Annotated in this window: 27 protein-coding genes; 19 read left to right on the top strand and 8 right to left on the bottom strand. The window is 43.7% G+C overall.

From position 1 onward, the window contains the following. Nucleotides 1-2: 2 nt before the first annotated feature. A complete protein-coding gene (galT, locus tag LC036_RS09040) occupies nt 3-1,514 on the top strand; it encodes a UDP-glucose--hexose-1-phosphate uridylyltransferase (RefSeq protein ID WP_226581275.1) in 1,512 nt (503 codons plus the stop codon). Nucleotides 1,515-1,610: 96 nt separating this feature from the next. Beyond that, nucleotides 1,611-3,563: a beta-galactosidase gene (locus LC036_RS09035; protein WP_226581274.1), complete on the top strand. Its 1,953-nt coding sequence runs from the start codon at nt 1,611-1,613 to the stop codon at nt 3,561-3,563. An 80-nt stretch (nt 3,564-3,643) separates the two neighbouring features. Here the strand turns inward: LC036_RS09035 and LC036_RS09030 are convergent, their stop codons facing one another. Continuing rightward, complete coding sequence (locus LC036_RS09030) at nt 3,644-5,383, bottom strand: M4 family metallopeptidase (protein WP_226581273.1); 1,740 nt, start codon at nt 5,381-5,383, stop codon at nt 3,644-3,646. Nucleotides 5,384-5,852: 469 nt separating this feature from the next. Between LC036_RS09030 and LC036_RS09025 the strand changes: the two genes are divergently transcribed. Both LC036_RS09025 and LC036_RS09020 read left to right on the top strand, forming a co-directional pair. Further along, entirely contained in the window at nt 5,853-6,668 is an 816-nt protein-coding gene (locus LC036_RS09025) for a DUF3100 domain-containing protein (RefSeq protein WP_226581272.1), read from the top strand. 3 nt (nt 6,669-6,671) lie between these two features. Continuing rightward, the gene (locus LC036_RS09020; RefSeq protein WP_226581271.1) at nt 6,672-7,124 is read left to right on the top strand and encodes a lysine exporter LysO family protein; all 453 of its coding nucleotides are present in this window, start codon (nt 6,672-6,674) and stop codon (nt 7,122-7,124) included. A 91-nt stretch (nt 7,125-7,215) separates the two neighbouring features. Here LC036_RS09020 and LC036_RS09015 read toward each other — a convergent pair whose 3' ends face one another. Then, nucleotides 7,216-7,935 carry a DsbA family protein gene (locus LC036_RS09015; RefSeq protein ID WP_226581269.1) on the bottom strand — a complete coding sequence of 240 codons (720 nt, stop codon included), beginning with the start codon at nt 7,933-7,935 and terminating at the stop codon, nt 7,216-7,218. A 118-nt stretch (nt 7,936-8,053) separates the two neighbouring features. Here LC036_RS09015 and LC036_RS09010 point away from each other — a divergent pair, with 118 nt between their 5' ends. From LC036_RS09010 to LC036_RS08985, 6 genes are all read left to right on the top strand, one after another. After that, nucleotides 8,054-8,425 carry a cbb3-type cytochrome c oxidase subunit I gene (locus LC036_RS09010; RefSeq protein WP_226581265.1) on the top strand — a complete coding sequence of 124 codons (372 nt, stop codon included), beginning with the start codon at nt 8,054-8,056 and terminating at the stop codon, nt 8,423-8,425. Nucleotides 8,426-8,482: 57 nt separating this feature from the next. Next, entirely contained in the window at nt 8,483-9,319 is an 837-nt protein-coding gene (locus LC036_RS09005) for a peptidoglycan-binding protein (protein ID WP_226581263.1), read from the top strand. A gap of 188 nt (nt 9,320-9,507) precedes the next feature. After that, nucleotides 9,508-9,693, top strand: a complete 186-nt coding sequence (locus LC036_RS09000; RefSeq protein WP_226581260.1) for a hypothetical protein — start codon at nt 9,508-9,510, stop codon at nt 9,691-9,693. Nucleotides 9,694-9,722: 29 nt separating this feature from the next. Beyond that, complete coding sequence (locus LC036_RS08995) at nt 9,723-10,013, top strand: sodium/substrate symporter small subunit (protein WP_264188263.1); 291 nt, start codon at nt 9,723-9,725, stop codon at nt 10,011-10,013. Between the two features lie 15 nt (nt 10,014-10,028). After that, the gene (locus LC036_RS08990) at nt 10,029-11,687 is read left to right on the top strand and encodes a sodium:solute symporter family protein (RefSeq protein WP_226581255.1); all 1,659 of its coding nucleotides are present in this window, start codon (nt 10,029-10,031) and stop codon (nt 11,685-11,687) included. Nucleotides 11,688-12,019: 332 nt separating this feature from the next. After that, nucleotides 12,020-12,916 carry an AEC family transporter gene (locus tag LC036_RS08985; RefSeq protein WP_226581253.1) on the top strand — a complete coding sequence of 299 codons (897 nt, stop codon included), beginning with the start codon at nt 12,020-12,022 and terminating at the stop codon, nt 12,914-12,916. A 255-nt stretch (nt 12,917-13,171) separates the two neighbouring features. Here LC036_RS08985 and LC036_RS08980 read toward each other — a convergent pair whose 3' ends face one another. Both LC036_RS08980 and LC036_RS08975 read right to left on the bottom strand, forming a co-directional pair. Then, nucleotides 13,172-13,456 (bottom strand): hypothetical protein, encoded by a 285-nt coding sequence (locus tag LC036_RS08980; protein ID WP_226581251.1) that lies wholly within the window; start codon nt 13,454-13,456, stop codon nt 13,172-13,174. Between the two features lie 40 nt (nt 13,457-13,496). Next, entirely contained in the window at nt 13,497-13,967 is a 471-nt protein-coding gene (locus LC036_RS08975; RefSeq protein WP_226581249.1) for a LuxR family transcriptional regulator, read from the bottom strand. A gap of 168 nt (nt 13,968-14,135) precedes the next feature. On the opposite strand from LC036_RS08975, the gene LC036_RS08970 reads away from it, so the two are divergent. Then, a complete protein-coding gene (locus LC036_RS08970; RefSeq protein ID WP_226581247.1) occupies nt 14,136-14,630 on the top strand; it encodes a sigma-70 family RNA polymerase sigma factor in 495 nt (164 codons plus the stop codon). A 45-nt stretch (nt 14,631-14,675) separates the two neighbouring features. Here the strand turns inward: LC036_RS08970 and LC036_RS08965 are convergent, their stop codons facing one another. Beyond that, nucleotides 14,676-15,050 (bottom strand): hypothetical protein, encoded by a 375-nt coding sequence (locus LC036_RS08965; protein ID WP_226581244.1) that lies wholly within the window; start codon nt 15,048-15,050, stop codon nt 14,676-14,678. Nucleotides 15,051-15,209: 159 nt separating this feature from the next. Between LC036_RS08965 and LC036_RS08960 the strand changes: the two genes are divergently transcribed. Then, entirely contained in the window at nt 15,210-15,692 is a 483-nt protein-coding gene (locus LC036_RS08960) for a VanZ family protein (protein ID WP_226581242.1), read from the top strand. Between the two features lie 75 nt (nt 15,693-15,767). Here the strand turns inward: LC036_RS08960 and thrB are convergent, their stop codons facing one another. From thrB to LC036_RS08945, 3 genes are read right to left on the bottom strand one after another with little or no spacing between them, the layout of a single operon-like run. Beyond that, nucleotides 15,768-16,688, bottom strand: coding sequence for a homoserine kinase (thrB, locus tag LC036_RS08955; protein WP_226581240.1), 921 nt, complete (start codon nt 16,686-16,688; stop codon nt 15,768-15,770). Next, the gene (thrC, locus tag LC036_RS08950; protein WP_226581238.1) at nt 16,685-17,740 is read right to left on the bottom strand and encodes a threonine synthase; all 1,056 of its coding nucleotides are present in this window, start codon (nt 17,738-17,740) and stop codon (nt 16,685-16,687) included. The genes thrB and thrC overlap by 4 nt, the downstream gene beginning before the upstream one ends. 1 nt (nt 17,741) lies before the next feature. After that, nucleotides 17,742-19,034, bottom strand: a complete 1,293-nt coding sequence (locus LC036_RS08945) for a homoserine dehydrogenase (RefSeq protein WP_226581236.1) — start codon at nt 19,032-19,034, stop codon at nt 17,742-17,744. A 504-nt stretch (nt 19,035-19,538) separates the two neighbouring features. Between LC036_RS08945 and LC036_RS08940 the strand changes: the two genes are divergently transcribed. The 7 genes from LC036_RS08940 (at nt 19,539) to LC036_RS08910 (ending at nt 25,302) form a co-directional block, all read left to right on the top strand. Then, nucleotides 19,539-19,766 (top strand): hypothetical protein, encoded by a 228-nt coding sequence (locus tag LC036_RS08940; RefSeq protein ID WP_226581234.1) that lies wholly within the window; start codon nt 19,539-19,541, stop codon nt 19,764-19,766. A gap of 573 nt (nt 19,767-20,339) precedes the next feature. Next, nucleotides 20,340-22,046, top strand: coding sequence for a phospho-sugar mutase (locus tag LC036_RS08935; RefSeq protein WP_226581230.1), 1,707 nt, complete (start codon nt 20,340-20,342; stop codon nt 22,044-22,046). Nucleotides 22,047-22,229: 183 nt separating this feature from the next. Continuing rightward, entirely contained in the window at nt 22,230-22,685 is a 456-nt protein-coding gene (locus LC036_RS08930) for an IDEAL domain-containing protein (protein ID WP_226581227.1), read from the top strand. Between the two features lie 315 nt (nt 22,686-23,000). Further along, nucleotides 23,001-23,141, top strand: coding sequence for an anti-repressor SinI family protein (locus tag LC036_RS08925; RefSeq protein WP_226581222.1), 141 nt, complete (start codon nt 23,001-23,003; stop codon nt 23,139-23,141). An 87-nt stretch (nt 23,142-23,228) separates the two neighbouring features. Continuing rightward, a complete protein-coding gene (locus tag LC036_RS08920; RefSeq protein WP_226581220.1) occupies nt 23,229-24,422 on the top strand; it encodes an AraC family transcriptional regulator in 1,194 nt (397 codons plus the stop codon). 472 nt (nt 24,423-24,894) lie between these two features. Then, nucleotides 24,895-25,134, top strand: coding sequence for a helix-turn-helix domain-containing protein (locus tag LC036_RS08915; protein ID WP_226581217.1), 240 nt, complete (start codon nt 24,895-24,897; stop codon nt 25,132-25,134). A 27-nt stretch (nt 25,135-25,161) separates the two neighbouring features. Further along, complete coding sequence (locus tag LC036_RS08910) at nt 25,162-25,302, top strand: anti-repressor SinI family protein (protein WP_226581214.1); 141 nt, start codon at nt 25,162-25,164, stop codon at nt 25,300-25,302. Nucleotides 25,303-25,855: the final 553 nt, after the last annotated feature.

Below are 25,855 nucleotides of genomic sequence, written 5' to 3'. Positions count from 1 at the left end.
GGATGGCAATCTATCAAGATATCGAACGGTTGATCCAATATGGTTTACAGAAAGAAATGATTTCAGTATGGGACATCGATTACGTCCGCAATCGCTTGTTTCACCTGTTTCAATTGGAAGGTGAAAAAACGGAGATTTCTAAGGAAGAAGAATCTTTCGAGACACCTGTCAACATCCTTGAAAGCATGCTGGATTATGCAGTCGACCAAGGCTTGATTGAAGAGAATACGACAACGGAGCGGGATTTGTTCGATCCGAAAATTATGAACTGCCTCGTTCCTCGTCCATCTGAAGTCATTCGTGATTTCTATCATGCCTTTGAGAAGAAAGGACCGGAAGCGGCGACCAAAGAATTTTATCAATTATCTAAAGATGCGCACTATATCCGCACCGATCGAATCGCAAAAAATAAACACTGGTACAGTGAGACAGAATATGGTGATTTAGAGATTACCATCAACTTGTCTAAGCCGGAAAAAGATCCAAAGGCGATCGCGGCAGCAAAAGCGCAGAAAGATACCAAATACCCGGATTGTTTATTGTGTAAGGAAAACGTCGGGTATGCCGGCCGTCTGGATCATCCGGCCCGTGACAACCACCGGATTATTCCTGTTGATCTTGAAGGGGAGCACTGGTTCCTTCAATACTCTCCATACGTTTATTACAACGAGCATGCGATCATCCTATCCCGGGAACACCGTCCGATGGAAATCACCAAAGAAGGTTTCGACCGTCTGCTTGATTTTACAGACCAGCTGCCTCATTATTTTGTCGGATCAAATGCGGACCTTCCGATCGTCGGTGGTTCTATTTTGAGCCACGACCATTTTCAGGGGGGACAGCATGACTTTCCAATGGCGAAGGCACCCGTGGATCAGGAATTCTCTATTCCTCACTTCAAGGATGTGCAGGCAGGCATTGTACGCTGGCCGATGTCCGTTCTCCGCTTAAGAGGAACGGACCGGAAGCGTGTATCTGAACTGGGTGAGAAGATTTTAACTACATGGCGTTCCTACACAGATGAAACGGTGGATGTCTATGCGGAAACGGCTGGTGAGCCGCATAATACCGTTACTCCGATTGCCCGTTATCGTGATGGACAATTCGAACTCGATCTTGTGTTGAGAAACAACCGCACAAGTGAGCAGTACCCGATGGGCATCTTCCACCCTCATGAAGAGGTCCACCATATTAAGAAAGAAAACATCGGGTTAATCGAAGTGATGGGACTTGCCGTTCTACCTGGCCGGTTAATTGAAGAAATGGAACAGTTAACGACCTATATTATGAAAGATCAGCTTGATGATAAAGGGGTTGAGGATGAGAAAACATCCAAACACATCCCTTGGGCCAAGCAGGTGAACTGGGACGTTTCCTCTGAAAATGCGGTTTGGGAACAGATGCAGAAAGAGATCGGGAAACGTTTCTCCACAGTCCTTGAGCATGCCGGTGTGTTCAAACGCAATGAAGAAGGGCAGGAAGCTTTCCGCCGTTTCATTGATCAAGTGAAATAAGCGTGGCAGAGCTCGGGGGAGCAGGGTGGACTTGCTTCCCTTTCCTCTCGCTAAAAAAATAAACCAATATAAACCCTTACACAAGGAGGATACAACATGACGTACTTAGGAGTAGATTATTATCCGGAACATTGGCCGGAAGAAATGATAGATGAGGATATCAACGGAATTATCGAATTAGGTGCAAACATTGTCCGTATTGGAGAATTTGCCTGGCATCTGATGGAATCAGAAGAGGGTTCTTTTGACTTCTCTTATTTTGATAAGGTGATTGCTAAGCTGAAAGAACGAGGACTGGATGTGATGTTCGGTACGCCGACAGCTACATTCCCGGCATGGCTTGCACATAAAGAGCCCGGCATCTTATCCGAAGATGAACATAATCACCCACGTGTATTTGGCGGCCGCCGCCAGTACTGCTTCAATTCAGATGCTTACCGGAAATACGCAGCAAGAATTACGAGAAAGTTAGTCGAACACTATAAAGATGAAGAAGCAATCGTCTCCTGGCAGATCGATAATGAGTTCGGTCATGAGGGCAGTGATATGTGTTACTGCGATCAGTGCCATCATAAGTTCCAAGGATATTTGGCTGAGAAATATACCGATATTCAAACATTGAATGAAGAGTGGGGTACGATTTTCTGGGGACAGACGTACAACGATTTCTCTGAGATCCCGATCCCTAAACCGACCATTACTACGCACAACCCATCGTTGAAACTGGAATGGAGCCGTTTCCGTTCCGATTCTCTTAATGGATTTGCCCATGAAATGACAAACATTGTCAAAGAGATCAAAGGCGGTCACCAGACGGTTACAACGAACGTATCCGGCGGTGTGTTTGATAAATGGTTTGACCATGCAGAAAACCTGAGACCGATGGATTTCGTTTCTTATGACAACTATCCTGTCTGGGGAGGTCTTGAGAAGCCGATTCCTCCAGAAGCGATTGCGATGACGCATGACTTCAACCGTGGTCTGTTAAACAAGAATTACTGGATCGTCGAAGAACTGATGGGGGCACAGGGTCATGATGTAATCGGCTATCTTCCCCGCCCGGAACAGGCGAAAATGTGGTCTTATCAGGCGTTTGCCCATGGGTGTTCCAACATGCTTTACTTCCGTTGGAGAGGAATGACCAAAGGGGCCGAGCAATTCTGTTACGGTGTCGTTGATCATGACAATGTCTATGGAAGAAAGTATAAGGAAGTTCAATCCCTGTTCGGTGAAATGAAGAATCATACCGAGCTTTTAAATTCTGAAATCACTTCAGATATCGCGGTGTTGTACGACTATGACAACATTTGGTCCTGGCGCTCACAAATTCAAAGCAAGGACTTTGATTTTAATGAAGAACTGCTTCGCCTCTACCGTCCATTCTATCAGTTGAATACGAACATCGATGTCATTCCAGCTGACCGTGACCTGGACACTTACAAAGTGGTCGTTGTACCTGTCATGCAGGTGATGGATGAAGCGTTCGCGGATCGCCTGCGTTCCTTCGCGAATCAGGGTGGAACCGTTATTTTCTCCTTCCGTACCGGATTGAAAGGAAAAGATAACAATCTTAGACTTGGAGAAGTACTTCCGGGGCTTGTCCGTGACATGGTCGGAGCAAGAGTGGAAGAGATTGAATCGCTGACCAGTGACCACAATCTTAGCCTACAAGGAGAAGGCGGATTCAGTGATATACCGGCTCAGGTTTCTGTCTGGAGAGATTTGCTTGTCGCTGAAGAAGCGGAGGTTCTGTATCGTTATCAGGATTACTTTTATAAGGATTACGCAGCTGTTACGCAGAATACCTTTGGTGAAGGTGAGGTCTATTATGTCGGTGGCGGCTTGAGTGAATCTGCCCTCGATAAAATTGCGCAGGATGTCGTTCAACGACACGACATTGATTTCATTGAATCTGTGCAGGATGTTGAGGCCTACCGTCGTCGTGTAGGAGATACCTCTTATTTATTCCTTATGAACCATAGTGATCAAGAGAAAGCTTTCCAATCGGTTGATCTGAAGCCTTATGAGAGTAAGATTATAAAAGAATAAGATCTGATAGACTCTTAACTTAAAACTTTAGAATAAAAAGAACGTGCAGGATTTGCTCCTGCACGTTTTTTTCTGTTTTCTTATGGAATCAGTGTGGCATCAAATGCTGCTGTTACGGCCTGATACTCAGCGGAACCTGAACCGTAAAGGTCTGTTGCTACGGTTTCGACAGCGTTTCTCAGATCAGCGAATGTAGCGCCGGACGTTAGAAGGTCTACGTTTGCATAGTAGAAGAGATCAAATGTCTTCTCTTCACCGATGCCGCTGACATTTACGCCGTTATGACTTCCACCTTCAGCCATCAGGTAAGCGGCTTTATTGATGATACTTGAGTTGAAGTGCACCCCGCCATTGTCATATGAAAGTTCTTGATAATCATTATAGTCATCAGGATAGACAAGGGTGGATGAGAATTGGATGGAAGAAGGGTCAGACATGCTGCGGAAAATCTGTCCCGACTGCTCGCCGATGGTCCAGTTAAAGGTTCCTCCATTCACGTTCTTCTCAATCGCGACACCAAAGATATCAGAAATCGCTTCATTCAAAGCTCCAGATTGTCCACTGTAAATCAAGTCTGATTCACTTGAAGTCACAGCATGAGTAAATTCATGCCCTGCTACATCGTAAGCACCAGCTAGAGGATCGCCATAAATAAGCATGGCCCCATCATTTACGCTTGCAGCATTGAACCAGTTTTCAGGATCATTCGTTGAACTGGAATCCCATGCGTGAACAACGGATTTCACCTGCTGTCCATTATTATCAAAGCTGTTTCGGTTGTACTCATTTTTGTAATATTCATAGACAGATGTTGCCAGATAATGAGCGCTGACTCCTTCATCATCGGAGAAAGTCGTAGATGTACTGCTTAATAGTTCACCAGGGTATAGACGATATTCACGGTTTAAATCGGCATAATCGGCATCATAGGTAAGGATCCCCTGCCCTCTTGTATAATCAGACAGCTGGTACGTGCCATCTGACATTTCACTTGCGGTAAACGTTCTCGCATTTCCGTTCTTATCCACACCAGAGGCTTGTACAGGACCAACGACAGTTGCGCCGGAACCAGGTTTACCACCGCCTCCGTTTCCAGGCTTTCCACCCCCGCCTTTAGCGTATTGAACAGCATCTTCAGATAAAGATCCATCCAATTCCTTGACTGCGTTTAACAGGACATCTCCTTTATGAGTGCCAATTAGGACAAAACCTTCAGCAAAGGATGGGGAAGCTACAGAGAAATCTACCTTCCATGCCCATGCCGCCTTATCTTTCTCATTCACATAAACGATTTTTTCAACTTCTGTATCCTTGAGAGTTTCTACTTCTGAGCCATATGTATTCGTCACATAGCTGGCCGCCTCTTCTTTAGAAACCTTCTGCTTATCTTTTAATCCTTTCTTGCCATTTAAATTCTTCGCTATATCCCCAAGCGTGTTTTTAATAACTCCTTGATCATCGATTTGAGTGACAAGGATTTTATCAAAAACGTCATAGCCTTTATACGTCTGCTGAACTTTTACTAGATTCTGTCCATTGTAGTCCACGCTGTCCTCAATCACTTTGTAGTCCACATAAGGCTCAGCGTTTTTCTGTTGTTCAGAGAGCTGACTGGCAATTTCTCCTTTGACCGCTTTTTTGACGATGTCAGCTGCTTTTGAGTTGGATGGGGCTGTCAACTGACCGGTAGATTGTTTCGCTTCCTGCACTTTCGCGGATATATTAGCCGTTGCTTCAACATTCATGGCCCCTAAGCCTGTCCCGGTTAATAATCCAAAAGTCAGGGCTGCTGCAGAGATGATCTTCTTTTTGTTCTTCATAAATGACCTCCTGCTGAAATTATTTTATTTTTCAATATTATCAGAATATTCTAAAGTTGTCAGTGAGTCATTTGGGGCTTGTCTATTAAATGGTTAAAACCTTAGGGGGTAAACTTCTGAATTATCTAGTTCATTCGTGGTATTTGAGGTCTGGTTTTCTGGTCCTTTTGGAATGATCGTAGTTAGATTTAGATAATTAAATCATTCAATAAGACTAGTTTAATAATGATAGATTGCAGATCAATCTTTAGAACAGGCGTGATGGCTCATCAGTGAGTGAACGAAAAGGGGTTTGATCAAGACCCTTTTCGTTCAAAAGGAATATTGTCAAAATTTGACCTTGATTATAGATGTCAGAACTTTATAATAATTAGTATTATTAAGAACTTTGCCCCGTTAAAGTTCTATTTAATGAGAGTGATTTGTTGGAACAGGAGCAAAGGAAACATACATCATAGGAGGGATTTCATTGAAACAACAGCTCACGAACATCTGGAAGGATTGGCGCCTGCATACCATTGTCCTTGCCATCGTCTTACTGACGGAGTGGATTGGGACGCATTCATTTACGATCGGTCCCGGGGTCGTTCTTTTATTACCCATGCTTTATGCCACCATTATAGGTCTTAGTTTATTTTTCACGCCCCTGATCAAAGAGAAGCAGTCTAAGAATGCCGAGCCGCTGATTATTTTAGGCGTACTGCTGCTCATCGCGAAAATCGGGGTAATCATCGGACCTGCCCTGCCGGAAATCATTGAAGCAGGACCGGCTTTACTCCTGCAGGAATTCGGAAACCTCGGAACCATCCTTATTGCTCTCCCTGTCGCTGTTCTGCTTGGTTTGAAGCGGGAAAGCATTGGAATGACGCACTCCGTTGCACGGGAACCGAACGTTGGATTGATTATGGATAAATACGGTTTCAATTCGCCGGAAGGAAGAGGAGTTATGGCGATTTATATATTCGGAACCGTCTTCGGCGCTGTATTTATGGGGCTGATATCTGGTTTTCTTGCTACATGGACGCCTCTTGATCCGTTATCTTTCGCTATGGCCTCAGGTATTGGAAGCGGGAGTATGATGGCGGCTGCCAGCGGATCGCTTGTGGCTGCTTTCCCGGCAATGGAAAACCAAATCCTCGCATTTGCCGGTGCCAGTAACCTTTTATCCTTGTCGACAGGCCTTTATATGAGTATTTTTATCGGTCTGCCGCTGACGGAGAAACTGTACAGCTTCATGACCAGGAGTAAAGAGGCGCAGAAAACAAAAGAGGAAAAGGGGGCATAAATGATGTTAAAAAATATACAGGAATGGATTGTACTTTTAGCTATTTTAGGAGCGGTTGGATTAATTGGAAACTGGATCGGTTATGATACCGTCGTATGGGACGCGCTTCCTGGAATGCTTGTCTTAATTGGTATCTGCCTCGCAGGACTGTGGGTTGGAAAGATTATGCCGGGGGAGATTCCGAGTGTCGCATATGTCGCATTGATAGGAATTCTTGTCTCGATGCCCTGGCTGCCTGGTTCATCTTTTTTCGTTGAAACAACAAGCGAAGTCAATCTACTTGCACTGACAACGCCGATTCTTGCTTATGCGGGCATTGCCATCGGCCGTTCCTGGACGGATTTCGTAAAGCTTGGGTGGCGCAGTATTGTGGTAGCGATGTGTGTGATGGTCGGGACCTTCCTCGGATCTGCTGTCATCGCAGAAATCGTCCTCCGGTTCCAGGGGATTATATAAAGTAGTTGATACGAATTATATATAAGACAGTCTGTTTTGATGTAAGTATATAAAAAAGCCACGGAGCAGTCCGTGGCTTTTTTTGATTTACTTACTTTCCCTGACCGGGAACTTCGCAGCCATCTTCATTGCAGGCTGCTCCATTGTCTGTCGATAAATCTTCAAAAGCTGGTTGTTTAGCTTCTTCCGCAAAAGCTTTCTCCAAACCTTGAACAAACGCTTCTGTCGGCTGTGCGCCAGAAATGGCATACTTACGATTGATTACGAAGAAAGGCACACCCTGAACACCGATCTGCTGGGCTTCCATCTCTTCTTTTCGAACCGCTTCTGCATAATCAGAGCTTTCCAGCACCTTCACAACTTCATCGCGGTCAAGACCTGCTTCGACGGCCATATCCGCGATTGTCTCAGGATCACCGATATCCTTAGAGTCAGTCAGTACGGCTTTAAAGAACCGTTCAGCGGTTTCTTTGCCAAGCCCTTTTTCATTGGCAAGCTGGGCAACGCGGTGTGCATCGAATGTGTTCGTCGGAATCATGGATTCAAAATGAAAATCCAGTCCGGACATCTTCGCCTGCTCCGTCATATTTCTCGTCATTTCACGAGCTTCGTCAATGGAACGGCCATATTTAGCTGCTAATTTTTCATGCATGTTTCGGCCTGTGTTACGTTCGGCATTTGGATCCAGTTCAAAGCTTTTATATTCAACATTTACCGTTTGATCCGGGAATTGGGCAAGTGCTTCTTCTAATCTTCGTTTACCGATATAGCAGAAAGGACAGACAAAATCTGACCATACTTCTATTTTCATAGGTCCTTCACCTCTTTAATGGGATTCTTCTTCATTTTACGACGCTTCCTTTCAATAATCCATCATTCTGTTTTTACAGGATAGTGCGTATGTATCATAAAAAAAGGAGGGAAACAAAATGGGGATTACATTGATTAAGATTTCGAGTCTGTATTTTGCGGTTGGAATCGCGATTGGCTATTATATGTCCATCGTGCACAGCTACGTGCTTACGCCTGTCCATGTGCACATCAACTTACTCGGCTGGACGGCTCTTACGCTGGCGGGGATTTTATATCATTTATTTCCGGCCCTTGCGAATTCATTATCAGGAAAAATCCACTTTTGGCTTCATAACATCGGACTGCCGGTCATGATGATTGGCTTGTTTTTTGTTGTAGCCCGGGAAAATGAAGCTGTCATCCCCGTGGTTGCTGCAGGTGCCACGATCACCTCGCTCGGTGTATTGACGTTTGTATTTAATATTTTCAAAAACTTAAAAGCATCCTGATTTATTTTGACACCAAATCTTCTCCTCCTTCGATTATTAAAGTAGGAGGGGATAAACATGATTTCAGTCGAGATTTTAAAAGAACGGAGCAGAGCAAATATTGGTGCTGTCCGAAAAGATGTAAAGGAAAAGGTTGAGGAACTGATTGAACAAGCCTATAAGAAGGGAATATATGTTCAAATCTCATCTGGTCACCGGACCCTTCACGAGCAGGCAGAATTATATGGACAGGGCCGTCCGGACTATTACTGGAACGACAAAAAATACGGAAAACCAGGCAGTATTGTTACCTATGCAAAGCCGGGACAAAGCAATCATCATACCGGCCGTGCGGTCGACTTTTTTCTTGTGACACCTGATGGGAAAACAGCTGTTTGGACGGTTGATGATCAGTGGCGGAAAGTGGCAGGCATAGCCAAGTCTATGGGATTCTCGTGGGGAGGGGACTGGAGAAAGTTTAAAGATTATGCCCACCTTGACTTTCATCCTGGAATCTCCATATGGAAAGAAGGAAGCAGTGGAAGGGGCGTTGAGGATATTCAGATGATGCTCAGGGATCTTGGTTATTCACCAGGACCTATAGACGGCCGCTTCGGCCCTATGACAGATAAGAGCGTGAAGACTTTTCAAGAGAAAGAAAGGCTGGAAGCGGATGGCATCGTTGGTCCCATTACTTTAAAACGGCTGTATGACCGGACCTATCCGGGAATTCCATTCCGCATTGGTTCACAGGGAGACCAGGTCAAGGAAATCCAAAAAACAGCAGGGGCGGAAGTCGACGGTCTATATGGGAAACAGACCGAACGTTTCGTGCGGTTGTATCAGGATACGTATCATTTGCTGGTGGATGGCATTGTAGGTCCAAAGACGTGGCGTGCCATGTTTGGTTTATAAATCGTGTAAGCAGCATCTATGTAGATGCTGCTTTTTTGTTGCTATCCCGAATGAATAAACATTCCTTTTTTCTGACCTATTGACAAAATTTGAGAACTTTAGAATAATACAGAATACAATATTCTGTTAATTCTAACAATTTTATCCTGCGAAATTTTGTATGCGCTTTCAAAAAAGGTGGTGAGTTTTTGTTGATTCCAGTCTTTCTCGCAGTGGTTACCGTTTTGTCTGTTGTATTCGCCCTCAGAAAAAAGAAGCCATTCTTTCTCGTTATGCCGATAGCTGCTTTATTCATTGTGGGCCTGGTGAAGATCGCTATGGTTCCTATGCCATTTTGGGACACCGTTCAATTCATCTTTAATCTAAGGGGATAACGTGAAGGGAGGTGAGAAACGTGAAGAAAATGAATCCTGAAAGAGCCAAAGCCTATTTCCGGTTGAGGACAACGCTGATCTGTATTTACCTCGGAATCGGTGTCCTCGTTTCATTTGTAGTTGTACTTTTTGCCGAGAACCTTTCGTCCTTTACAGTGATGGGCATTCCTCTGCCTTATTATATGGGATCACAAGGAGCCATTGTAACCTTTATCGTTTTGTTATTTTTTAATGCTATCATCAGCGATGCCGTGGATAAGAAATTTGGACTTGTACCTAAAGACGATCCGGAAGAGAAGGATCAAGCCGTGAACCAATAAGATAGGGGGAGAAGTATGGACGCACAGTTTACTGTCTCCCTTGCTTTAATTGTCGCAACTTTTGGCCTTTACATAGGGATTGCTGTTTACAATAAAGCAAGGGCTACATCAGATTTTTACGTTGCCGGTCGTGGGGTACCACCTGTATTTAATGGAATGGCTATTGGCGCCGATTGGATGAGTGCAGCTTCATTCATCGGGCTTGCTGGAACGGTTATGATTCTTGGATATGATGGTCTTGCTTATATTATGGGATGGACCGGCGGCTATTTGCTGCTTACCTTCCTTTTAGCACCTCAGTTAAGAAAATACGGGCGGTATACAGTGCCGGAGTTCATCGGTGACCGCTACCGGAGCAACACTGCACGCCTGATTGCAGCGGTCGCTACCATCATAATCAGCTTTACGTACTCAGTCGGACAGCTGTCTGGATCCGGGGTTGTCATCGGGCGCTTACTTGAAGTCGATACCATGATTGGAACGCTGATTGGTGTTGTACTCATCGCTTTTTATTCAGCTATGGGAGGGATGAAGGGGATTACGTGGACGCAGGTAGCCCAGTATTTGGTACTCATCATTGCTTATTTAATTCCAGTGATCTTCATGTCCCTTCAGTTAACACAAAATCCGGTGCCGTGGCTGTCTTATGGGGAAGTTATTTCAGAAATGCGGGTCCTTGATCAGGAGCTTGGTATTTCTGAATATATTGTTCCATTTACAGAAGGATCGAAATGGCAGTTTATCGCCTTAATGTTTACACTGATGGCAGGAACCGCTGGACTGCCGCACGTTATTGTACGCTTTTATACAGTAAAAACAATGAAAGCCGCACGCTGGAGCGGGGCCTGGGCTCTATTATTTATTGGTCTGCTTTATTTATCAGCTCCTGCCTACGCAGCGTTTTCCCGTTTTATTCTCATGACACAAGTAGCGGGGTCTTCCCTCGGGAATCTCCCTGCCTGGACTGAAGCCTGGGTGGATACTGGAAAACTTTCTCTTGCTGACGGCAACGGCGACGGAGTCCTGCAATGGACTGAACTTGTGATTAGTAATGACATCGTCGTCATGGCTACACCTGAAATAGCCAACCTCGGCATATTCATCATCGGTTTAATGGCTGCGGGAGCGATGGCCGCTGCGCTTTCAACCGCAGGCGGATTGATGATTGCTATTTCAGCAGCCTTGTCCCATGACATTTATTTCCGCTCGATTAATCCGAATGCTAGTGAGAAGAAACGCTTATCTGTCGGGCGCTGGTCCATAGTGCTCGCAACAGTAGTAGCCGGCTTGGTCGCACTGAATCCACCCGGAGCGATTACGCAGATAGTCGCATGGGCCTTTGCGCTTGCCTCTGGATCGTTCTTTCCTGCCTTGCTGCTGGGAGTGTGGTGGAAGCGCGCCAATGGTCCCGGGGTTATTGCAGGGATGATCGTCGGATTAACGGTCACGCTCAGTTATATCTTTGCCTCCAAATTTGGAGGATTTACGATTCTTGGAATTATCGATACAGGGGCGGGTGTGTTCGGAGCATCGGCTGCCATTTTAGCGAACGTCATCGTGTCGTTGCTGACAGCACCACCATCTCAGCAGACACAGGACGAAGTCACAGATTTAAGGTACCCGGAACAAATTGAGTACAAAAACGGAGAATACTGGCTGAAGAAAGTGAAATAACCGAAATGGGAGGCTCCCCGGATGAGGGGGGCTCTTTTTTTATGAAGTTTATAGAGGCTTGTTGATTTAATTATGATGATGCTAAAGTTCTGGAAACCCGTATCCTGACGTGTGCCAATGGGGGTCTGGAAACCACTCTCTTTCCGAAGGAGTCTCGCAGTTTCCAGGTCCCGATACGTTGATGAGATTAAGCGTGGTTCCACTAGGACGGTGGTAGGTTTCTTTCGTTAGAATTCCCGCGCATGGGAGAGTTCTTGAAGGAGACAGGCGTTTCCATTTCTGATAGACTGGTAGAGTTATAAACGGATCAATGAGAAAAGGAGGGAGAAGGAATGTCGATCTTCTTCCAAGTAGTACTACCCGTCATTCTCGTCTTTTTTGCAGGATATGCCCTTCAGAAAATCCTTCATCTCGAGATTAAATCCATTTCGACGGTCACTTTATATATCATGCTTCCCTGTCTCGTTTTTGACACTTTTTACGGAGCTACGTTTGATCAGGATTATTTCATGATGATTGCTTTTTCTATTCTGTTGTTATTCAGTATTCTACTCATCAATAAAATTGCGGCCAGACTGCTGAAGTACGAAACGCCGACGGAAAGCGGCCTGATTTTATCGACGGCCTTTATGAATGCGGGAAATTACGGTGCTCCAATCGTTCTGTTTGCTTTTGGTGAAGAAGGATTTGTGTACTCGGTATCGTTTATGGTGCTTCAGCAGATTGTAATGAATTTCTTCGGGGTCTATTACGCTGCCAAAGGAGCCGCCGGCATCAGTATGGCAATAAAGACCGTATTAAAAATGCCGCCGACCCATGCGGTATGGATGGCGCTGCTCTTTAAATATATGTCGATTCCTATTCCAGAAAATATCCGCTCCAGTATTCAGCTCGTGGGCGATGCGACTATACCAAGTGTCATGATTCTTCTTGGTATGCAGCTTGCGAATATTACGGTGAAAAATCTTGCCTGGGATAAGATTTCTTATGCTGCAACACTTAGGCTGCTGGGCTCTCCGCTCATCGCCTGGGCGCTGACGGTCGTTCTCCCGATGAATGACATGATGGCGAATGTGCTGATTATATCAGCGGCTATGCCATCGGCAGCGACAACGACAATGTATGCAGTACAATTCAACTCGAAACCTGAGCTTGTCTCCAGTATTACCTTAATTACGACGTTGATCAGCGTGGTGACGATTCCAATCACTTTAAATATTCTCACCTAATGAAAATGGTCCACCGAAAATAAACGGTGGACCATTTCTTATGATTGGGAGCTTTTCCTTTTCTCTTTCCAGTAAAGATAAAGGTTACCGAAAAAGAAAGCTACACTAAAGACGGCACTGAATGGGGACATTTCAACGACATCCGTGAACCATCCCAGAATTAAATAGATGAGAAAAAAACCAGCAAATCCTAGATATAACATACGCTCTTCCTTTCCATAAAACGTCGGAACCATTATAACATTCCATGAAAGGTCATGCCGGGGGATACATATGAAAACGATAAATCGTAAATTCAGTTCCTACTTCTATGCTGTAAGACTCAATAGGGATGCTTGAGTAGGTTGTCCCATCGGTTAATTCGATGGAGATATAAAGAACGTATTCTTTGTCTTCCATAATAGGAATAGGAAAAGGGTTAACAATTTCAATCATCCATTCATAGGCCAGGCGTTCGAGGAAGGCGTGTGTATACGTTGTGGGCGTACCATCTAACCAGATGTTGGCAAGAGGAAACAAGGAACGGGACGTCTCTACCAAATCGATTCCTCCGTTGCATTGGGATATAAAACTATTTCCCTTATTTTGTCACGAATAAACGGGTGAGCTTCTGTCTCGAACGCCTGCGGGCACGCTTGATGGTAGAATTACTCCTGTTTAACCGGTCAGCTATTTCTTCTGTGGTATATCCCATAGAGGTCAATCGAAGGACGGAATGTTCAAAGGAGGAGAGCACACGGTGGATATCGATGAGAGAAAGATTCACTGTGAGGGGGTCTGACGCACAAAAAAAGCTGTTCATGGAAAGAGAATGAACAGCTTCCTGCCTGCGCTGTTCATGGCGGATGAGGGTTTGAAAGTGGTAATAAAGGGCGTGGCCGTAATAGGTGGTGAATTTACTGCGTGAGGGGTTATAGGAAGATACAATGCGATGATAGACTAGATAGCTTTCCTGATAGTAATCTTCGTAGGGTTCCGGCACCTCGAGGCGTTTTAAGGTGTAATAAATCAGACCTTCACAATCATGGAATACAGGGATTTCTTCTTTCATAAGACACTCCTTTCTATAATACTATTATCCTATATTTCCCATGAAAGGAGAAGAGAAAATTCATTTTTACTGGGATAAAATAAAAAAGTTGGAAAATTAATGACACCAAAACCTCCTTTTCAAACGATTATAGTTATGAAGGATCAATTTAGAGGATGGTGTTGATTTATGATGAAGGATGAAACCTTTGAAAGAATTGCAGCTGAAAGTGAACGTCTGATTTATTATCACATCAAGCGTCTGCATATTGATGACCGTAACGGAGATTTCTTTGCTGAGGGGCTGGTTGCTCTATGGGAAGCTTATCGTACATATGATGAAGCGGCGGGTTCTTTTCATTCGTATATCAACTGGAAGATACGAAATGCACTCATTGATTTGATTCGCAGAGACAGCCGGAAAATAGAGGTGGAGGAAGAATATAAACAGCGGCTGCAGCAAGAGGAACATTACCTTTTTGAAGATGAAACAGCCGATCATTACTTATGGGAGGAAGTGCGTGCCCTGTTATCAAAGAATCAGTGGAAGTGGGTCTATCACTTTATTATTATGGACCGCTCCATTTCTCAAATTGCCTGTTTAGAAAATGTGACGACAGATGCTGTCAAGAACTGGGGGAGGCATGCGAGAAACAAGTTGAAGGACTTGAAACACATCCTGTAAAAAAAGCCCCGGATAATGAATAGCTCCAGGACTTTTTCCGCTTTCTTATTTTTCTATGGTTATGTTAATTTTACTTAATCCCAAGGCGCGTGCAGCTTTAATCATTTTAATTGCTTCCTGCTCCGCATCCTGGATATGGACTTGATTTCTCGAAATACTTAACGTCGTCCCGCCAGACAACATTTTAGATTCCTCGTTTGACTCTTCACTTAATGATAGAAGTGATGGTGGTTGTTCCATACTGATCTCTTCCTGGCGCATACGATTGACGCGTCCACGAATTTTACGGCCATGGTAAACGACGCTGGCATAGGGACACCCTGTCTCTGCAGCGATTTCCCGGTAGTTTTTATCTGTTTCACCGATAAGCCGCTTGACTTCGCTTAAGTCGTAATCATATTGTTTACTCTTCTTTGCCACTTACGAATCCCCCTTTATCTGTTCAAGTATAATTGTATACAAGATTCGTTCATTTTAATAGTAGGTAATATAAATTTATGAAATCTTTTAGTATAAGAGAACTTGTTGTAGACTATTTGTATGTAAAATAACAAATTATAATGGAAAGTGTGAATATTTTTGTATAAAAGATTAATCTTTGGTTTATTACCAGTGGGGGTAATGGGTCTTCTTTTCTATTTCTCCTCACAACCGTACGAAGAACAAAACTTACGACCAACCATGAATCTATATCTCCCACTGGAACTATTGCGTCCAATCGTAGAGCCGATCTCTTTCAGCTATCACGGGGAACCTGTCAGCGTAGCGACGCATGGAGTGGATGGTTTAATCGAATTTTTCATTAGAAAAGGGGCACATCTCACGATCTATTGTCTTCTTATGGTGACGATGTTTCTTGCTTTAGATGTAAATACAGGTTGGAAACGTTCCATAAAACTGATGACAGGATTTGCTGTGACGGTTCTCTATGCGTGCTTCGATGAATTTCACCAGTCGCTTACCCCGAATCGTACTCCCTACATAGGTGATGTTGGATTAGACAGTGTGGGAGCTCTTGTAGGAATCATCATTCTCTTACTCTTTCATAGAAGATTTCGTTAAAAAGGCATCCATATTTAATAGAGGAAAAAAGAAAAAGAACCAGTGGAGGCCACCACTGGTTCTTTGTGTTATCCGTTACTCTGAAGCAGATACCTGCGTGATTGTTTCCGTGCGGACTCCCTTAAAGTCGACTTGAAGGGCTTCGACGTGATAGGAAGAGAGAGCCGTTTGAAGGCGGTCCTCTTTATTGTCCTCCCATTGGTCAAATAATGCGACCATGGTCGGTCCTGCCCCGCTGATATAATAACCGAGAGCCCCTTCCTGCTCAAGCGTTTCTGTAACAGAAGCGAACCCCGGGATCAATACTTTGCGGTAAGGTTGATGCCACTGATCCCGTTTCATCATTTTACCGGCAAGCGGCCAGTTTTGTGCAGCCAGGGCCGCGACAAGAACGTTGGCGCTTCCGCTGTTATTGACCGCCTGTTTGTAATCGATCTCTACAGGGAGTAATCCGCGCGCTTTTTCTGTTTCTAAATGATAATCAGGCACAATCGTAAGCCAGGTCAGCTTCTCCAATCCATCAACAAAATGAACATAGTCGAGATTTGTGCCGTCGTAATTAGAGACCATGACTCCTCCGTAAATGGCCGGTCCGACATTATCCGGGTGGCCTTCAATTTCGCAGGCGATCTTAAATTTTTCGTATCGGCTCAATCCAAGTTGTAGTAAATGATCAGCCAGTTCAATGCCTCCGACAACCGCTGTTGAGGAGCTTCCCAGGCCGCGGGCAATCGGCACTTGATTCGTCAAAGTGACATGCGTGGCCGGTAAGGTGTCATAGCCCATCGTTTCTGCTGTATAGAGCGCTGTTTTATAAATCAGGTTGCTTTTTCCTGAAGGGATATAAGGCTGATCTTCGACAGGGACGGAAAAATGCCAATCCTCTGCTGGTTCACAATCCAGGGTCACGAACTTAGAAAGGGCGATGCCGACCGAATCAAATCCAGGTCCTAAGTTCGCTGAAGTGGCGGGAACCTGTATTTGAAATCGGTTCATGATTGAACTCCTGTGACCGCGGATGCGAAAATGTTGAAATCATTCTCGATGCGCGCTGGTTTGACAGGGCTTTTCTCAATGGCAGTCGTCGGGTCCTTCAGACCATTGCCGGTCAGAACGTGGACAATTTTTGAACCTTGCGGGATGGTGCCGTCTTTCACTTTTTTAATCGTGCCTGCAAGTGATGCGCAGGAAGCCGGTTCTGCAAAGACCCCTTCTTTTTCAGCCAGCAGCTGGTAGGCTTGGACAATCTCTTCATCTGTCACTTCATCAATGAGACCGTTTGATTCATCACGGGCTTTCAATGCTTTATCCCAGCTTGCTGGATTACCGATACGGATGGCTGTTGCCAATGTTTCCGGATCCTCAATCACCTGATTACGGACGATAGCTGCAGAGCCGCTCGCTTCAAAGCCCATCATCTTAGGTAGTCCAAAACCGCTGCGTTCATTGTATTCTTTAAACCCTTTCCAGTAGGCTGTAATATTACCAGCGTTACCGACAGGGATACTTAAGATGTCAGGTGCTGTTCCTAAAGCGTCGCACACTTCAAAGGCCCCTGTTTTCTGGCCTTCAATCCGGTACGGGTTCACTGAATTTACAAGGGTGACAGGTTCGGTTTCCGCCAGCTTTTGAACCATTCTGAGCGCATCATCGAAATTCCCTTTAATCGCAAAGATCTCAGCTCCGTACATCACTGCCTGAGCCAGCTTTCCTTCTGCAATTTTGCCATCTGGAATCACAACAATGCAGCGCAGGCCGGCGCGTGCAGCAAAGGCGGCAGCGGAAGCGGATGTGTTACCTGTGGACGCACAAATCACAGCCTCTGATCCTTCTTCGATCGCTTTCGCCATAGCCATAACCATGCCGCGGTCTTTAAATGAGCCGGTTGGATTGGCACCTTCAATCTTCACATATCCTTCTATCCCAAGATCCTGGGAAATGGCTGGAATGGGAAGAAGCGGCGTATTTCCTTCATGCAAAGTCAACTTTGGTGTCTTTTCGGTTACTGGTAGAAACTCTCCATATTCATGAATCAACCCTCGCCACATGTCAATCCTCCCCTTCTACACGGAAAATGCTGTCGATCCGTCTTACAGATTCAAGACCTTCGAGATCCTGTCTTGCTTTTTCGAAATCTTCTTCACTTACTTTGTGGGTAACCATCATCAATTCACGTTCGCCTTCTTCTTCTGTTGCGCGCTGTGTGAACTGATCGAAGGAAATGCCGTATTCAGCGAAAATGTTGGTCATATCTCTTAACATACCTGCCTGATCATCCACATGGAGACGCAGGTATTTCTTCGTCAGTTTTTCGTGCTTCTCTTTCAACTGCTTAGGGAACTGAGGCTGTACGTAAGCTGTGCCTGTTGTTCCAAGGCGGATATTTTTCAACACCGCAATTAAGTCTGCAACAACGGCTGTTGCTGTCGGCAGTTTACCGGCTCCTGGTCCGTAGAACATCGTTTCTCCTACGGCATCGCCATATACATAGACCGCGTTATATTCATCATGGACAGAAGATAGCGGATGTTCCGCCGGCAGGAAGGTCGGTTCGACGCTGACGGATACTCCGTTGGCATCATTTTCAGCGATACCGATCAGTTTGATTCGATAGCCCATTTCTTTGGCATAATCAATATCATCAATCGAAATGCCGCGGATTCCTTTGACATCCACATCATCTAAGTTATACGGCATAGAAAAACCAAGAATGGACAGAATTGTCATTTTTCTCGCTGCATCCAGTCCATCCACATCAGCTGTAGGGTCTGCCTCAGCAAAGCCTAAATCCTGAGCTTCTTTTAGGACCGTATCAAAATCAACGCCGTCCTGATCCATTTTCGTCATAATGTAATTCGTCGTGCCGTTAACAATGCCCATCATTTTGCGGATGCGGTCGGAGGACAATCCATCCATAATGGAGCGGATAATAGGAATACCACCAGCGACACTCGCTTCATAATAAAGGTCGCAGTTATGTTTCTGGCACGCTTCAAATAACTGTTCGCCGTGCTGGGCGACTAAGTCTTTGTTGGCTGTTACGATATGCTTGCCGTGTTCAATCGCTTCTAACAATATGGTTAATGTGTGTTCGATACCACCCATCACCTCTACGATGACATCAATCTCGGGATCCCTCGTAATGTCTTCGTATTGATCAGTTAATTGGGTCTCAGCAGGAAGCTCGCGCTGTTTGGATAGGTCATGGACAAGCACGGACTTAATGGTGACATCACACCCGGTTTTATGTTCAATGCGTTCCTTATGATCACGCAGAATCTCAATGACGCCGCTTCCGACTGTTCCCAGTCCCAGCAATCCTACGGTAATGGTATTTTTCATCGTTCACACTCCTTGTCTACTAGAAATAAACATTATTCTTTATATAAAGGACATTGTAACGGAAAGGAAATTGAAGTACAAGAGCGAATTATCCGACTATTCTACACAAAAGAAGGCGTATAAATGCCCGACCCTGGTGTGTTCGGTAAAAAAGGAAGCGTGTGATGCCGATCGACAGGGAATAAGGAATAATTTTCTATCGTTTTCATGTTCTCTTTCCTTATTATTCTATCGTTCAAGTGACTCGTAAGGCATAGAAGTGATGTGGGAAACAAATCTATTACAACAGTCTTCTCTACCATAGAAAGGTAATCCTTTCTATTCTATGAAAAAACCTTTTTAAAGGGGCTTTTGTTCATTTTCATCACAGTTCATAAATGAAAAAGAGTGAAGGTGCCTTGAAACCTGTAAAAAAGCACTTTTTCTGGAAATAAAGGTAAACTTGACGAAATTTGGAAGGTGGTATATAAATAAATGTGATAAAAGTACTAGGAGGTGAAAGCTATGTATATAGGGGGCGGGCCGCTGCCATGTCCACTTCGTAAATATGAAAAAATGATTACGGATATTGTATGGGAGCTGGGCGTATACGGGAAAGCGGATGAATTTATCCGTGAGGGCAAGATTGCAGTTTATCGAGTTCAGGAAGAACTGCAGAACATCCGTGATGATGTGGCTAAAGAACTGATGGTATATAAAAGTATCAAAACCCATTTACTTACTTTTTTATAGAATGGAAAAGGTTTAAACGGCATCCCCGATTAGTAAAGATAAAATTAAGAGTTTACGAGAGAACAATCTAAACTTTCCCCCCGATTACTCTTCCCACGACAAAAAATCTCTTCATCAAGCTTATCTTCAAAGGACAGAGACATATAGAAACTGGAATCATTTTCATATGGGGGATGGAGAAAGTCTTATAGAGAAAAAAAGCGGGCCGGATTCCATATAAAACTCGGCCCGTTTTCTATTCTGCTGCTTTCCATTATGGTACAATACTTGTAAAATCACTGATCAAAAAACAGGCACTGATTTTTAAAATGTAAAGGCTTACTTACAGGATACATAAGTAAAAAGGTTCTCTTTTCAAGAACTCATTCCCCTATACAGGAATTCTCCCGTATGATGGCGAATTACGAAGAAGAGTGCAGAAAAAGATCCCAGTGATCGATTGATGTCTAAGAATCATAGATTGTTAGACGATAGGAGAAGATGTTGGTTCTTCCTCCTTTTAAAACAGTAGATGGATAAGGAAACTTCTCAGGAACGTTTCCCCTTATAAAAGAGAACAAAGGAGTGTTGGCTATGTGGAAAAATGAATACAACAGATGGAAAGAGTTTACCGAATTGGATGCGGATCTTGCAGCCAAGTTGGAAGAACTGACAGAGGATGAGCAGTCTTTAGAAGATGCTTTCTATAAGAATCTCGAATTTGGAACAGGCGGCATGCGCGGGAAAATAGGACCTGGAACGAACCGAATGAACATTTATACGATTCGAAAAGCAGCCGAAGGTTTAGCCGCTTATGTCAACGATCAGGGACTTTCCAATCGAGGGGTGGCGATTGCTTATGATTCCCGGTATATGTCGAAAGAATTTGCTGTTGAAACCGCACGTGTATTAGGGCATCACGGCATTCCTTCTTACGTCTTTACTTCTCTTCGGCCAACTCCGGAACTATCTTTTGCGGTTCGTCATTTGAACGCAGCGGCTGGTGTAGTTGTAACAGCAAGCCACAATCCTCCAGAGTATAATGGGTTTAAAGCCTATAACGAAGACGGCGGGCAGCTGCCGCCTGAACAGGCTGAAATCATGATTGATTTTGTCAATAAAGTAGAGAACGAATTGAAAGTGGATGTAGCGGATCAAAAAGAAATAGAAGATTCCGGCCTGCTTCGCTGGGTGGATGAAGAGGTCGATGCCGCCTACTTAGAAGCTTTAAAAACAGTGACCGTACAGCCGGATATCGCGAAAGATCTGTCTGTTGTCTTCACTCCTTTACATGGAACGGCACGTCACTTAGTGGAGAAGGGCTTACATCAAAGCGGCTTTTCCTCTGTTCATATCGTTGAGGAACAAGCCAAACCGGACCCTGAGTTCTCAACAGTCGCCTCTCCAAATCCTGAGGAGCATCAGGCGTTTGAGATGGCGATTGAGCAAGGGAAGTCCATTGGGGCTGACCTGCTGATGGCGACCGATCCCGATGCTGACCGTTTAGGTATTGCGGTACCGAATAAGGACGGGGAATACACAGTTCTTACTGGAAACCAGACAGGAGCGCTTATGCTCGACTACATCCTTGGTCAAAGTGAAGACCTTCCGGACAACAGTCTTCTTATTAAAACAATCGTAACGTCTGAGTTCGGCCGTGTCATCGCTCACTCCTATGGAGCGGGCTCACTCGATACGTTAACCGGCTTTAAATTTATCGGAGAAAAAATCCGTGAATATGAACGTACCGGTGAATACTCTTTCTTATTCGGTTATGAAGAAAGCTATGGCTACCTCGTGAAGGATTTTGCACGCGATAAGGATGCTGTGCAGGCGGCTGTTCTTGCAGCGGAAGTGGGAGCTCATTGGAAGAACCAAGGAAAGACATTGTTGGAAGCCCTTGATGAGTTGTATGAGAAACATGGATACTTCCTTGAAGACCTTCAATCCGTTAAGTTGGAAGGGAAAGAAGGAGCGGATACGATCCAGACCATCATGAATGACTTCCGTGATGCGGATATTAAAGAAGCCGGCGGTAAAAAAGTCACAGCAGTGGAAGACTATTCCACTACAATCCGTCATTTGGTACAGGAAGGCACAGAAGAAGAAATTGATCTTCCAACATCCAACGTACTGAAGTTTATCCTTGAAGATGACTGCTGGTTCTGTCTGCGTCCTTCAGGAACAGAGCCGAAGATTAAGTTTTACTATGGTGTGAAAACAGAATCCAGAAAAGACAGTGAAGAACTGCTCGCTTCTGTGAAAGCGACTGTGAATGACCGGCTTCATGCCTTGATTTAATGAGAACACCCCGTTTCCTTTGGAGACGGGGTGTTTTGCTGTGTGATGTTAGTTTTTCTCCTTATAAAAAGCACCTTTAACGCACGCCCACACTCAAAGAAAAGGCTTTCATTTTGTTGACAAATACTCCATAATAGAATAAAATACTGAAAATTCAGATTTAATTTAAAAAGGGGTGGGCCTATGTTGAACATAAAGATGCTTAAACCATACTATGTTAAAGAAGATAAACGTTTTATACGCGTTGTTTTAGCCTACCAGTACTTTTCTTTACTCATTGATCAAGAGCTTTATCAATTCATTCCTATGGAATCAAGGGAAATCATTATCGACCGCAATCGTCAGAAGGTGCACAATGTATTTGATATCTTTGTTTTCCAACGCGGAAAGAAGATGGTGTACGTTTCTGTCACAGACCTGCTTCAACTTCCAGAATTTTTGACGCACCTCCACTCGATTGTGTCGCCGTATTACGAAGAGGGGATCGAAATTAGCCAGCAATCATCAAAAGAAGTGAAAGAAATCATCCGTGAATTAGAAAAAGATAATCTTCGACGCCTCATCGACCAGGCGATTGATCAAAAGGACGAAGAGGCTTTCCGCCTGCTCACTGAGAAATGGAAGAGCATGTATACATGAGGTGGTCCAGGTGTGAAGCCTTCATACCTGGTTTTTTATTTGTAAACGCTGACTATTTATATGGCCTTCACGAATGCCATTTGAGGAACTATGATAAGAGTTTGTGCCTGAATGGTTCTCTAGCATTATCAAAATTTGAATTCTACATAAAATTACAATATCTTTATTTTATTTAAGAAAAAGTAACTGAATATTTTAAAACTAATCTGAAAATTGTTAAAAAAACTTCCTTAATAATCCATTATAATGGATATAGATTTACAAGTTCTTGAAATTCCGGGTTATAAACTCGACCGAACACTGGGGGGCTTGAATGTGAAGAACATTGTACCTAAAGACGAACGGATAGATGATGAATGGGTGCATTTGCTGAAAGAAGCTAAGGATATAGGGTTAAGTAAAGAAGAGGTCAAAAATTTTTTAAGAACCGGATTAAGAACTTGTAAAACCGTATAAACACACCCTTTCTACTAAAAGGGTGTGTTTTTTGTTTGAACCTATTATAATGAATGGATAGAGAATGTGAAAAAAGGAGCAGGCACTATGACAAATTTTGAACTGATCAATTTGTTAAAGGATTGTTCGGTTGCACTGAGAATTCCTATATTATTGATCAATAATGAAAACAAAATTATGGATCATTTCCCTGATACGTTTAGAAAGCCTCCGGAAGTTTTACGGGATCTTCACAACACATACATAGAAGAGAGCAGAAAGTTCCCTTATACCCTCCAGCTTATGAAAGATCCATATGAAGCACATATGCTTTTGTACCCAGTGACCAATGAACAAGGAGATCAATTAGTCATCGGGGCGGGACCTTTTCTTCAACAGGAAGTCGAACGAAAACACATCCACTTCAATTTAATTCGAAATGGTTTATCTACAGACTGGGAAGAGGAGCTTGTCGATTACTTTGAACAGCTCCCGGTAATCAATCAAGTGCAGATCAGTGCTATAGAGAGTATGTTGAAAAGAATCCTGCCGAGGGATGAATCTAAGGAAAAGCAAGAGGAGATGGATAGAAAGCTGCGGAGGCAGTATCAAGAGTACACGACCTCCCTGCACTCCTATCCGGATGTTACAGATTCCAGGCAGAGAATTATTGAGTTATTTGAAAAAGGGGATGAACAATGTCTCGAAGCTTATCACCTTCACATGGAGAAATACGCTTCTCATATAAAAGAGGATATAAGAAAATATAAAAACCATATTATCCGTCTAGTGTCAGAGATCAGCTATCTCTGTGTAGACAATGGGGCCACAAGAGGTGAAGTGTACTCGCTGGGTGATTTCTACATCCATTTTCTAGAGACGAAAACGACCATTGAAGAGCTGCATTCGCTGGAATCAATCGTTATTAAGTCGTTTCTAGATCGAGTGAGGAGTATAAAGCAGCAGCTTCACTCCCCTCTTGTAGACAGATCACAAAGGTACATCTTTCAAAACTTGACCAGTGATCTGACGCTGAAAAAAATTGCAGACTCTCTTAATGTGAATCCCAATTATCTTTCCGGTGTTTTCACAAAAGAAATGGGCGTATCCATTACTCAATTTATTAATCAGCAGCGCATTAAAGAGGCGAAGGAGCTTCTAAGTATCTCTCACCATTCGTTAATGGATATCAGCTTACTCCTTGGCTACAACAGTCAGAGTTATTTCACCCGGGTATTTAAAAGTATCGAAGGGATCGGACCCAAGGAATTCAGACAAAAATACAGCGTCAAAGAAGGATAAACCAGCGAGGGGAGCTGGTTTATTTTTTATGGTTCTCAAGAAAATTACTCACGGTTATTGAAGGGGGGAGACTGGATTACGAGTTTTTTGAGGTGGTTAAGGTCTTCCGGGGTCTCACCTGTCATGCTCATCCCGCAGGAGTCTCCCCATTCCCCTTCAGACCTTGCTGAAAAAGCCGTTCTAAATACCGTTTATAAATGAAGAACAGTGCATGTACGCTGCGATACTAGTATTTTTGTTCCAAAACATTGAACGCTTATACATTCTGGCGGAATCACTAATCCATATCCAACATTCAAAAAACGAAAATAATAGAAGAAAAAGTAGATTTTAAGGGAGAAATAAGACCCATTTGTTCTTTATAGTGAAAAAATAGTTTATTTCCAATAGTTTAACGTTTATAATATTCTTAATAAAGAACAAAAGCAGGAATGTTTTCTGCCGTATCTTTGGCGTTGTGGAGGTGAGTTAGATGAGAGTGGCATCAATCGGAGAGAAAATCCGGGTGTTACGAACAGGAAAAGGCTACTCGGTTAATGAATTTGCGAAGCGGTCTGGAGTTTCTAAGTCTTATATTAGTAATATCGAGCGAGGCGTTCAAAAGAATCCGTCCCTTATTGTCATGGGTAAACTAGCCAAAACATTAGGTGTACCTTTAGAAGAACTGCTGACTCATAAATACGCAAATGAGGAAAAAAAGGATATCAATTGAATGGCTGATTAAAAGGGGAGAGCTTTGATGGAGAAACAGAATCAGGCTGTGGATAAAGAATGGGAAGCTTTATTGAGAGAAGCCAGGCATCTGGGTCTCAGCATTCAAGACATCAGGCGTTTTTTTCAAGAGAATAAAGTTCAGGAACTGCAGGGGGTTAAAGAATAAGGAAAGAGGAGTTATGAAGCGTACTTCATGAGACAAGCTGTCTGTAGAAGACTTCCCTGCCATCGGTCATCCACTCTACAGTCTTGTGAGAGCTCATTATACTTAGGTGCACATAAACTCATACATTCGGGACGGGGGACAGTTCGCCCCGGCACAATTTCCCCTGTCCCAGTATCTGGACACACCTTATGAGGACTGGCCCATTGAAACGACACCAATCACAGACGCTCCTTCGTCTATATTTAGGAAAATAAGGAAATAGCCTAGCATTCATTTTACTCTTCTAGGCTGTTTCCTTGTTTTTCTCACGGCTTTGTCGAAAAAACATATACTAAGAGTGTCGATATTTTCTTTTCTTATTCATCAAAATAGCTTATGATATAGAAAGTTGTTTGAAAAATTTTGACATATTTCCTCGGAAATATATGAAATAGTGAAACTTATCTGTACGAAGAGACGTCTAATGGGATAGATACATAGGATGCCGTCATAAAAAGTCGTTTAGAAACGAACGTTTAAGTAAATAAGAGATTTATAGAATACAATTTTGAAA

Source organism: Halobacillus litoralis, from assembly GCF_020524025.1.
Classification (GTDB): Bacteria; Bacillota; Bacilli; order Bacillales; family Halobacillaceae; genus Halobacillus; species Halobacillus litoralis_D.
This window is presented reverse-complemented; position numbering and strand designations above follow the sequence as displayed.